The 11,975-nt window shown below is 59.1% G+C and carries 6 protein-coding genes and 1 tRNA gene; 4 read left to right on the forward strand and 3 right to left on the reverse strand.

What is annotated here, in order from left to right:
• Positions 1-40: 40 nt before the first annotated feature.
• The 3 genes from rpoD to AC1RGE_RS21680 all read left to right on the forward strand — a co-directional run bounded on the left by rpoD (position 41) and on the right by AC1RGE_RS21680 (position 5,840).
• Complete coding sequence (gene rpoD, locus AC1RGE_RS21670; protein WP_011063840.1) at positions 41-1,888, forward strand: RNA polymerase sigma factor RpoD; 1,848 nt, start codon at positions 41-43, stop codon at positions 1,886-1,888.
• A gap of 116 nt (positions 1,889-2,004) precedes the next feature.
• Positions 2,005-5,748, forward strand: coding sequence for a bifunctional diguanylate cyclase/phosphodiesterase (locus tag AC1RGE_RS21675; RefSeq protein WP_492585003.1), 3,744 nt, complete (start codon positions 2,005-2,007; stop codon positions 5,746-5,748).
• Between the two features lie 15 nt (positions 5,749-5,763).
• Positions 5,764-5,840 (forward strand) — tRNA-Ile (locus tag AC1RGE_RS21680).
• 861 nt (positions 5,841-6,701) lie between these two features.
• On the opposite strand, the gene AC1RGE_RS21685 is transcribed toward AC1RGE_RS21680, so the two are convergent.
• The 3 genes from AC1RGE_RS21685 to AC1RGE_RS21695 form a co-directional block, all read right to left on the reverse strand.
• Complete coding sequence (locus AC1RGE_RS21685) at positions 6,702-7,739, reverse strand: fimbrial protein (RefSeq protein ID WP_492585005.1); 1,038 nt, start codon at positions 7,737-7,739, stop codon at positions 6,702-6,704.
• Between the two features lie 520 nt (positions 7,740-8,259).
• On the reverse strand, positions 8,260-8,565 hold the full coding sequence (locus tag AC1RGE_RS21690; protein WP_492585007.1) for a hypothetical protein: 306 nt from the start codon (positions 8,563-8,565) through the stop codon (positions 8,260-8,262).
• A 219-nt stretch (positions 8,566-8,784) separates the two neighbouring features.
• Positions 8,785-11,160, reverse strand: coding sequence for a glucose/quinate/shikimate family membrane-bound PQQ-dependent dehydrogenase (locus AC1RGE_RS21695; protein ID WP_492585009.1), 2,376 nt, complete (start codon positions 11,158-11,160; stop codon positions 8,785-8,787).
• A 208-nt stretch (positions 11,161-11,368) separates the two neighbouring features.
• On the opposite strand from AC1RGE_RS21695, the gene AC1RGE_RS21700 reads away from it, so the two are divergent.
• Positions 11,369-11,830 carry an Lrp/AsnC family transcriptional regulator gene (locus AC1RGE_RS21700; protein ID WP_011063845.1) on the forward strand — a complete coding sequence of 154 codons (462 nt, stop codon included), beginning with the start codon at positions 11,369-11,371 and terminating at the stop codon, positions 11,828-11,830.
• Positions 11,831-11,975 lie beyond the last annotated feature (145 nt).

Raw genomic sequence — 11,975 nt, forward strand, 5'->3', positions numbered from 1 at the left:
TTGTTTTTTGCCCGCCAAGACCTTCAGTGGATAGGGTGTTATGTCCGGAAAAGCGCAACAGCAGTCTCGCCTCAAAGAGTTGATCAGCCGTGGACGTGAGCAGGGTTACCTGACTTACGCGGAGGTCAACGACCACCTGCCGGAGGATATTTCAGATCCGGAACAGGTGGAAGACATCATCCGCATGATCAACGACATGGGGATCAACGTATTCGAGAGTGCTCCGGATGCGGATGCCCTTTTGTTGGCCGAAGCCGATACCGACGAAGCAGCAGCTGAAGAAGCCGCCGCAGCGTTGGCGGCTGTGGAAACCGACATTGGTCGCACTACCGACCCAGTGCGCATGTACATGCGCGAAATGGGCACGGTAGAGCTGCTCACACGTGAAGGCGAAATCGAAATCGCCAAGCGTATCGAAGAGGGTATCCGTGAAGTGATGGGCGCAATCGCGCACTTCCCTGGCACGGTTGATCACATCCTCTCCGAGTACACTCGCGTCACCACCGAAGGTGGACGCCTGTCCGACGTTCTCAGCGGGTACATCGACCCGGATGACGGCATTACGCCGCCTGCCGCCGAAGTGCCGCCGCCTGTCGACACCAAGACCGCGAAAGCGGATGACGACAGCGAAGACGAAGAAGCGGAAGCGACCGAAGACGAAGAAGAAGCCGAAAGCGGTCCGGATCCGGTCATCGCCGCACAGCGCTTTGGCGCCGTCGCCGACCAGATGGAAGTCACCCGCAAGGCGCTGAAGAAACACGGCCGCGAGAACAAGCAAGCCATCGCCGAAATGCTGGCCCTGGCTGAACTGTTCATGCCGATCAAACTGGTTCCGAAGCAATTCGAAGGCCTGGTTGAACGTGTACGCAGTGCCCTGGATCGCCTGCGCCAGCAGGAACGCGCCATCATGCAGCTCTGCGTGCGTGATGCCCGCATGCCACGTGCCGACTTCCTGCGCCAGTTCCCGGGCAACGAAGTGGATGAAAGCTGGACCGACGCCCTGGCCAAAGGCAAGAGCAAGTACGCCGAAGCCATCGCCCGCCTGCAGCCGGACATCATCCGTTGCCAGCAGAAGCTGACCGCTCTTGAAGTCGAAACCGGCTTGAAGATCGCCGAGATCAAGGACATCAACCGTCGCATGTCGATCGGTGAGGCCAAGGCCCGCCGCGCGAAGAAAGAGATGGTTGAAGCCAACCTGCGTCTGGTGATCTCCATTGCCAAGAAGTACACCAACCGTGGCCTGCAGTTCCTCGACCTGATCCAGGAAGGCAACATCGGCTTGATGAAGGCGGTGGACAAGTTCGAATACCGTCGCGGCTACAAGTTCTCGACTTATGCCACCTGGTGGATCCGTCAGGCGATCACTCGCTCGATCGCCGACCAGGCCCGCACCATCCGTATTCCGGTGCACATGATCGAGACGATCAACAAGCTCAACCGTATTTCCCGGCAGATGCTGCAGGAAATGGGTCGCGAACCGACTCCGGAAGAGCTGGGCGAACGCATGGAAATGCCTGAGGACAAGATCCGCAAGGTATTGAAGATCGCCAAAGAGCCGATCTCCATGGAAACCCCGATCGGTGATGACGAAGACTCCCATCTGGGCGACTTCATCGAAGACTCGACCATGCAGTCGCCAATCGATGTCGCCACGGTTGAGAGCCTCAAGGAAGCAACTCGCGAAGTACTCTCCGGCCTCACTGCCCGTGAAGCCAAGGTACTGCGCATGCGCTTCGGCATCGACATGAATACCGACCATACCCTCGAGGAAGTCGGTAAGCAGTTCGATGTGACCCGTGAGCGGATCCGCCAGATCGAAGCCAAGGCGCTGCGCAAGCTGCGCCACCCGACGCGAAGCGAGCATCTGCGCTCCTTCCTCGACGAGTAAGCCCAAGACCCCCAGCCCAGCTGGGGGTTTTGCTTTTTGCAGCCCATCCTTCTTTCCTTCCCCGCCCCATAGCCGGTCTACACTCGAAACATTCCCCGTGCCATAACGAGACGGTTATGCCCAGACTGTCGGCCATGCTCCTGCTGGCGCTGCTCACCTGGACCGCAACGGCTGGCGCGCTGACTCTCACCGACGAAGAACGTAGCTGGCTCAAGACTCACCCGGAACTGCGCCTGGGTGTGGACGCTTCATGGCCGCCTTTCGAGTATCGGGATGAAGAAGGCCGCTATCAGGGCCTGGCCGCGGACTACATCCACCTGATCCAGGAACGCCTGTCCGTAAACCTCAAGCCCGTCGAGCCCGCCAGCTGGACCGCGGTGCTAGAGGACGCCAAGCAGGGCAAGCTGGACCTGCTGCCCGGGATCATGTCGACCCCCGAACGCCAGAGCTACATGGCCTTCACCCGGCCTTACCTGGACTTCCCCATCGTCATCCTCGCCCATGAAGGCGGCGCGCAACCCCACAACCTCAAGGAACTGTACGGACTCAAGATAGCGGTGGTGGAAAACTACGCCCCTCACGAACTGTTGCGCACCCACCACCCGGACCTGAACCTGGTGGCCATGCCCAATGTCAGCTCGGCGCTGCAGGCCCTGGCCACCGACGAAGTGGACGCCGTGGTCGGCGACCTCGCCTCCAGTGTCTGGAGCCTGCGTCAGCTCAAGCTCGACGGTCTCTACGTCAGCGGCGAAACCCCCTATCGCTATCAGTTGGCGATGGGCGTCCCGCGGGAAAACAAGGTCCTGGTAAGCATTCTCGACAAGGTGCTCGCCGACCTCAGCCCCGAGGAAATCAGCACCATCCAGCAACACTGGGTGGGCAGCGTGCTCGACCACAGGACCTTCTGGTCGGATGTCCTGATGTATGGCCTGCCCGGTCTACTGCTGCTGGTGACCGTGCTGGCGGTGGTGATCCGTATCAACCGCCGCTTGAGCTCGGAAATTTCCCGGCGGGTCGCCCTGGAACAGGAACTGCGCAGCAGCGAATACCACTACCGCAGCCTAGTGGAAAGCCTGTCCGCGATTGCCTGGGAAGCGCGCATCAGCGACTTTACCTACAGCTATGTCTCGCCCCATGCCGAAGCCCTGCTTGGCTATCCCCTGGCCCATTGGCTGATTCCCGGTTTCTGGCGCAACATCATCCACCCCGCGGACCTGACCCGGGCCCAGGCCTTCTGCGACCACGAAGTGCAGGCCGGGCGGGATCACAGCCTCGATTACCGGGTGATCGCCGCCGACGGTCGCTGCCTCTGGGTGCGCGACATCGTCAGCCTGATCGAGCATGGCCACGAACCGGTGATGCGCGGGCTGATGATCGACATCAGCGAGACCAAGCACACCGAAGAGGCCCTGCGCCTGTCCGAACAGAAGTTCGCGTCGGTGTTCCAGCAATGTCCGGACATCCTGGTGATTGCCCGGCTGTCCGACGGCTGCCTGCTGGAAGTCAACAAGGCCTTCGAGGAGCAGATCGGCCTGAGCGCGCAAAGCGTGGTTGGCCAGACCGCCACCGAGCTCAATATCTGGGGCATCCCCGGGGTCGGGCCGGGGCTGCTGCAACGCTTGCAGGCCGGCAGCATCCGCAATCTGGAAATGCCCTTTCGCCGGCATAACGGCCAGTTGTTCACCGGCCTGATCTCCGCCGAGCCCTTCGACCTCGACACCACGCCAGCGCTGGTGGTAGTGGTACGCGACATCAGCCAACTCAAGGAGACCCAGCAACAACTGCAGACCTCCGAGGAGAAGTTCGCCAAGGCCTTCCATGCCTCCCCCGATGGCCTGCTGCTGACCCGTCAGCGCGACGGGCTACTGATCGAGGTCAACGAAGGCTTCAGTCGCATCACCGGCTTCAACAGCGCCATGTCGCTGGACCGCTCGACCCTGGACCTGGGCATCTGGGTCAATCTCAATGAGCGCAAGCAGATGCTCGAGCTGCTGCAGCGCGATGGTTTTGTCCGCGACTTCAACTGCCATATCCGGCGCAACGATGGCCAGATCCGCCTCTGCGAGCTGTCGAGCCGGCCACTGCCCATCGGCGGTGACGACTGCATGCTGACCATCGCCCGGGACATCACAGACCGACGCCTGATGCAGGAGAAGCTGCAACAGGCGGCGACCGTATTCGAAAGCACGGCCGAAGGCGTGATGATCACCGATACCCAGCAGCGCATCAGCGCAGTCAATCGCGCCTTCAGCGAAATCACCGGCTACAGCGAACGTGAAGCCCTGGGCCATACTCCGCGCCTGCTTGCCTCGGGCCTGCATGACAGCGCCTTCTACGCCGCGATGTGGCATCAGTTGACCCTGGAGGGCCACTGGCAGGGTGAGATCTCCAACAGGCGCAAGAACGGTGAGCTTTATCCCAACTGGCTGACCATCAATGCGGTGCGCAACCGGGAAAACCAGATCACCCATTTCGTCGCGGTGTTCGCCGATATTTCCAGCCTCAAGCACGCCCAGGCGCGGCTCGACTACCAGGCTCACCACGACCCCCTGACCGGCCTGCCGAATCGCACCCTGTTCGAAAGCCGGCTGCTCAGTGCCCTCAATAGCCAACAGGACAACGGCAGCCAGGGCGCTGTGCTGTTCCTCGACCTGGACCGGTTCAAGCACATCAACGACAGCCTCGGCCACCCGGTGGGCGACCTGCTGCTCAAGGGCATCGCCGTGCGTCTGAAGGAACAGCTGAGGGATATCGACACCGTGGCCCGCCTGGGTGGCGACGAATTCATCATCCTGCTCCCGGGCCTGCACCAGGCCAGCGATGCCGAGCACATCGCCACCAAGCTGCTGAACTGCTTTACCGCCCCCTTCCAGGCCGGCGAACACGAATTCTTCATCAGCGCCAGCATCGGCACCAGCCTGTACCCCAAGGACGGCTGCGATGTCGCCACCCTGATCAAGAACGCAGACGCCGCCATGTATCGCTCCAAGGCCAAGGGCCGAAACCGCGTGGAGCGTTACACCCGCGACCTGACCGCCCAGGCCAGCGAGCGGGTAGCCCTGGAGCACGAGCTGCGGCGAGCCATAGAACGCAACGAGCTGTCGTTGTATTTCCAACCCAAGATCAGCCTCAGCAACCACGAGCTGGTGGGCGCCGAAGCCCTCATCCGCTGGCATCACCCCACTTTCGGCGACGTCCCCCCCGAGCACTTCATTCCACTGGCCGAAGAAAACGGCATGATCCTGCTGATCGGCGACTGGGTATTGGAACAGGCCTGCCTGCAACTCAACAACTGGAACCGGCGCTTTGAGGGTTTCGGCCCGCTGTCGGTGAACCTCGCCGGCGCCCAGTTGCGCCAGCCCAACCTGCTGGGGCGCATCGAGCAGCTGCTGCGCGACTATGACCTGCAGCCCGGAATGCTACAGCTGGAGATCACCGAGAATTTCATCATGAGCCAGGCCGAAGAAGCCCTGGAAGTACTGCACCAGCTCAAGCGCCTGGGCGTGCAACTGGCCATCGACGACTTCGGCACCGGCTATTCCTCCCTCAGCTACCTCAAACGCCTGCCCCTGGACTTTCTCAAGATCGACCAGTCCTTTGTCCGGGGGCTGCCGGACGACTCCCACGACGTGGCGATTGTCCGCGCCATCATCGCCCTGGGGCGCAGCATGCAGTTCACGGTGATTGCCGAAGGCGTGGAAAACCAGGAGCAGCAGACCTTCCTCACCCTGGAAGGCTGCGAACAGATCCAGGGTTATATCGTCAGCCTGCCCCTTGAAGCCGAGGAGTTCTGTACGACCTTCCTGCGAATCCGAGTTTCCGATTTTTCGGATAGCACAGCCGAGAAACCATCGCTATAATCCGGCGCCTACTGAGGGCCTATAGCTCAGTTGGTTAGAGCAGAGGACTCATAATCCTTTGGTCCACGGTTCAAGTCCGTGTGGGCCCACCAAACCAGAAAGCCGCGCAATGCGCGGCTTTCGCGTTTCTGAATCGCTCAAGTAACAGCGCCCCTTTCCGCCCATACAAGCTCAGCCAATGCTGAACAGGAGAGGTAGGGGTTCTGCCCCATCAGCGACTACCGATACATACAGCCAATCTCTACGGCTATGCGGTACCTGGAGTAGCGCTATGCCTACAAGGCTCACACCCACCAATTGACCCTTCATCCTCAGCTCTAAACCTGAGGCACGTCGCGCTGTGGGAGGTCCAAATTCTGGCGCATGGCCAGAGCCTGCACTGCATGCCAAAAGGTGACCAGGGGTGGCAGCACCACGAGACTTGCCAGCAACGCGCAGATGCCGACGGCCACTGGCTATGCGAGATCGGCGAGAGGATCCTGAATAAGAATTGAGCGCAAAGTGATGAGGCTAGGCCAAGGGCGCGCTCAATCCGCTTTCAGGCGGGCCTGTCAGCCTAAAAGCCATGAGCCACCCGCCCCAGGACACCGGCCTATGATCGGAACCTGTTGACCGGAAAAAGCAAAACACCATGGAGGGGGACGACATAGGCGGCGCCTGCAAGCGTCAAACAGCTAGACACAGTCTGCGGACGTGAATTTACTCTGGATTGCTTGCAACAGGCTCAACAGCGTGGAGGGTATGAACATTCAACTTGCCGAGCATACTCACGAGCTGCCCCCGCCGAGTATTGTTAATGCATTCAAATATGCTGCCGCGAAACCCGAACTTGAAAAAATCTCAAACTGACAGGGAAATACCACCCGTAAAAGAGCCTCAACAAAAACCCCAACCAACTAACACCCTATAATCTACCATTCAAGCACCAGCATACTCACATAAAACTTTCACAATCAGAGCGTACTTATTATCAGCGTGAGCGCCGACTGAATCCTTCCCGCTTCAATATTTTTAAAATCGCGCTCTAACTTTGCCAAAAAGTGGTGCGTTATGTTTTGTCCGCTCAACTCATAGTCCCCATCCCTCATCCAATAAGCTTTATTCAAATCAATCATCTTACCCTTAGCATTTGCCACTGTGATCAATACGCCTTTGGCGCAACCCTCACATTGATCATTCTCCAGCCTCCCATCTGTTCGTATATTGCTCGACTGAAAACGGAAACTGGCAACATTATTAAATTCTTCGGCTGCGCTTTGACTGCCACAACTCCCAAGCCTAAGATCAAATTTCTTTTCTACCACGCCGCCATCTGCAAGGTAATATGGATTCACTCCTCCGAAATTGACTGTGTTGTTAGTTTCAACCATTCGGCAGTCTGCTACCAGTAGTTTTGCGGTTGAGAAAAAACTATAATGCCCCCAAGTATCGCTAACGGTTATACCTTTCCAGTAGGAGTAAATATAGCTACTCGGAGGCAGTAATAGCTCGTGCAACCCTGGCCCAAGAGAGGTTCTCGGCTTGGTTTTAATGAACTCCACTGCTTGATCCAATGAGACCGCGTACTGCCCACCTTTTCTTGGCTGAACCATGAAAACTTCATCCCAATGGTCACATGGTATGGCTCTACCATAAGCCGATCTATATCGCACTCCAACTCCATCAATCGGCGTGCTGCAAATGACACCAGGCTCGCCTGTGCCAGGAACAATCTGTAGGCTAAAACCCAACTTTCCGTAAGGTTCCTCTTCAGCGCTACATTTCAGGGTACCCACCAGCGCTGCAGTCCCGAGAACACCTCCAACTTCCACCTCAGAAAAAGGACGCAGGTATCCAAGTTTGAAAGATATAGAGTTACTACCGAGCTTTGCTCCGGAATTACAGTAATTATTTCGATAATCCGCACTTACAAAACCGGAATAGATTACACAAACAAGAAATAGTACAAGATAGTTCCGAAAAAATCTGTAACCGCTTGAATAGCTAATCATGACTTTATCGCCTTAGTCGCCGGGAAAGCTCACCTCATTAAATTCTATTTCATTCAAATCAGTCACGATCTAAGGCGATTCTTAAAAAGCACATCTAAAGACAGAATTGCGGAGACAGGACATACCTCGAGCAAGTTAAATTCTTATCGAGTGATACGACACCCTGAAAAAAATTAAGCGTCCAAAAACTCGTATCTACTGACAAGAACGCAGTTACTTAATGACGGAGAGGTAGTAGTGGGCGATAAACCTCCGGCGGCAAGCCTCCGCCCTCCGATGGACACTTTTTAAAGCAGCTACCGGTGATAATCCCTATACGTATAAATTCTTAACCATACATAAATCGGATGTAGAAAGCACTCCCCCACCCGCCGACGAGTTCTGCATCCACTTTTTTGCCCATCTCAAGATGGCGGTGCATACCGACTGCAGAGGCGGCGAGGCGTATGTCGCTAAGCCCACCAAACACAAAATCCATGCAATGCGCAGCTCTGTGTTATTGCTTGAAAAGCAACCCTCATCAAGTCCTGGTCCGATAGCGCTCTTTCAACATGGGGCGAATTTTCAGGCGATCTTCCGGCGCCCACTCCCACACGGTTTCCAGTTCTTCGGTGACGGTTTGCACACTGATTCCCGGAAGCAGGACGACGAAGGTATTCCTTTGCAGGCAGTGCAATTCTGCACGGCCAGCGCCAGGTGCATCCCCCTCCCTCTCCTGAAGGCTTTCATAGAAGTCCAGGGCCTCGACCACCGTGTGGAAATGCTCAACCGCATCCTGAAAGCCTGAAAGAGACAGCCTGTACGTCATGCCGACATCCTTATTCATTCCCACTATTTCGGGATCTGGAAAAGGCGGCTTTTTTAGCAAAATGCCCACAAACAGTATCTAAGACATTTCTTATTTACACTCCCCAGCAGTCCACTACCAACGCCCTCCCAGGACATGCCCCACCTTCCCCACATCGCAAGGGGCTGAAGCCCATTGCCTGCGCCCATGAAAAAGCCGCGCATTGCGCGGCTTTTTCATGGTGCTGCCAGGCTGCGCTTATTTCTTGGGCAACGCGTAGGCGATCACGTAGTCGCCACGATCCGTCGACTGCCGCGCACCGCCAGCGGTAAGCAGAATGTACTGGCGACCGGTCTTGGGCGACACGTAGGTCATGGGGCCCGACTGGCTGCCCACGGGCAGGCGCGCCTTCCAGATCTCATTGCCATTGCCGGTATCGAAGGCCCGCAGGTAGAAATCCTGGGTACCGGCGAAGAACAGCAGGCCGGATTGGGTAGCCAGGGACGCGCCCAGGGTCGGCATGCCAATCGGGATCGGCAGGTGCATGCGGATCCCCAGCGGGCCGGTGTCCTGCACGGTACCCACCGGCACTTGCCACACCAGCTTGCGGGTCTTCAGGTCGATGGCCGACATGGTGCCGAACGGCGGCTTCTGGCAGGGAATGCCCGCCGCCGAGAGGAAGCGCTGGCGCATGGCGCCGAACGGCGTGCCTTCCTGGGGCACCACGCCCATCTCGATGCCACTGGCACCGGCGGCGATCTGGTCCCGGGGAATCATGTAGTTGGCCAGGCCCAGGCGCATGTCGTTGACGAACATGTAGTTGCTGGTGGGATCTACCGACACGCTGCCCCAGTTCATGCCGCCCAGGGAGCCCGGAAACTGCAACGCATGATCCAGGCCCGGCGGGGTGTACACACCCTCATGGCGCATGCCCTTGAACTGGATACGGCACATCAGCTGGTCGAAGGGGGTCGCGCCCCACATGTCGGACTCGGTCAGGGTCTGGTTGCCGATCGACGGCATTTCCACCGAGAACGGCTGGGTCGGCGAATACCGCTCGCCCGGCACGTTGCCCTGGGGCACGGGGCGCTCTTCCACCCGGGCAATCGGCTTGCCGGTCTCACGGTTGAGCAGGAATATCTCGCCCTGCTTGGTGACCTGGGCCAGCGCCGGTTGCACACCGCCCTTGTCGTCCGGAATGTCGTACAGCAGCGGCTGTGCCGGCAGGTCGAAGTCCCAGAGGTCGTGATGGGTGGTCTGGAAGTGCCAGCGAACCTGGCCGGTCTTCACGTCGATGGCGACGATGGAGGAGTTCCACTTGTCGTCGAACTCGGTGCGCTGGCCGCCGAAGAAATCCGGGGTGGCGTTGCCAGTGGGCAGGTACACCAGGCCCAGCTTGGCGTCATAGGACATTGCCGACCAGACGTTGGGCGTGCCACGGGTGTAGGTTTCACCCGCCGGCGGGCGCTTGGTGGTGGCCGGGTTGCCCGGGTCCCAGGCCCACATCAGCTCGCCGCTGCGCACATCGAAAGCCCGAACCACGCCCGGCGGTTCGCCGGTGGAGAAGTTGTCCGCCACCCGGCCGCCGACGATCACCACGGTGCCCGCCACCAACGGTGTCGAAGTCTGCTGGTAGTAGCCCGGCTTGATCTCGCCCATGTCGGTTTTCAGATCGACCGTGCCCTGGTTGCCAAAGTCTTCACAGGGCTTGCCGGTTTCAGCGTTGATCGCGATCAGGCGCGCATCACCGGTCGGCAGGAACAGGCGCTTGGTGCAGGCCGCCGGAGCAGCAGGCGCCGAAGCATCGGCTACCGGGGTGGCAGAGGCGTCGAAATAACCCAGGCCGCGGCAGCGCTGCCAGTTTGGCGCGTAGCCCTGAGGGTCGAACTTCCAGCGCTCGGCGCCGGTGTCGGCGTCCAGGGCGAACACCTTGCCGTAGGCGGTGCAGGTGTAGACGGTATCGCCGATCTGCAGGGGTGTGTTCTGGTCTTCGGCACCAGCGCCATTGCTTTCGGGCAGGTCACCGGTGCGGAAGGTCCAGGCCACCTGCAACTGGTCGATGTTGCCCTTGTTGATCTGGTCCAGTGCGGCGAAGCGGTTGCCCGCAGTGGTATTGCCCCAGTGGGCCCAGTCTTTCTGTTCCGTCCCGGGAGCCACCGGCTGGACCGCTGGCACCTTGTCCGCCTTGACCACATGGGTCGGCACGAACATGTAGGCCAGGGTCGCGACCACACCGATCCCCAACAGCCCAGCCAGGCCATAGGCACCGCGCCCGGCATGGGCTCCGGAGGCACGCACCAGGGTCGGGTAGATCAGCGCCACCACCTGGCCGATCACGGCGAAGGTCAGTACCCGCGAGACCAGCGGCCAGTATTCCAGGCCCGCATCCCAGACCGCCCAGATCGCCGTCAGCACCAGGGCCACCCCATACAGCCAGGCACCACGCGGGTTGCGCCGCGCGATCAGCAGCCCGGACACCAGCATCGCCAGGCCCATCAACAGGAAATAGGCACTGCCGCCCAGGCTCAGGAGGTAACCCCCGCCTGCGGCCAGGCCCAGCCCGATCAGGGCAATCAGGATACCCAGCCCCCCGAGCAACCATTTGCTGCCGGCGGCAGCCCCCGTGTTTTTCATCTTAAAAACTCTCCCATCTTCAAAACCTGACGGCGAGAATGTACTAACCAGTTACTTATGACAATCTGTCGCAGGTCATTTGTTTCAAAAAAATTCCCGACTTGCAGAACGTAGCTGTCGCTTGCGCCATGTTCTCCGGGAGCTGCGGCGGGTGTTCACGGGAGCCTGTAACATGTGCGCTCCCCCGATAGCCGTGCTGGAGCCCACCTTGTCCGATAGCCGCCCTCCCGTTCTTGACGAAGTCGACCGTCAATTGATCGCAGCCTTGCAGATCAACGCCCGCGAAAGCGTGGCGATGCTGGCCCGGCAGTTGGGTATCGCCCGCACCACCGTGACCTCGCGCCTGGCCCGCCTGGAAAAGACCCGGGTCATTACCGGATATGGCGTGCGTCTGGGGCAGCGGGTAGTCGATGGCGGCTTGCAGGCGTATGTCGGCATCAAGGTCCAGCCGCGCTCTGGCAAGGAAGTGCTGCGGCGCCTGAGCGGCATGGCGCAGGTCCAGCAACTGTGTGCGGTCAGCGGCGAATTCGACTATGTGGCCTGGCTGCGCACCGACTCACCGGAACAGCTGGACCAGTTGCTGGACCAGATCGGCAGCGTTGACGGCGTGGAGAAAACCACCACCTCGATCATCCTCAGCAGCAAGATCGATCGCGGGCACGCGCTGTAAGGCGCGCCCTGCCAATCAGTCAATCTGACGCACAAATTCGTCATATCGATAAATAACCGAGCATAACGACGACAGTTTGCGTCTTATTTACGTGTTTCACCCTCTCTAGAATGGCTGCCATCTTTTCCTATACTCAGCACTCTGC

The organism is Pseudomonas sp. GW823-FHT02C05 (assembly GCF_058797595.1).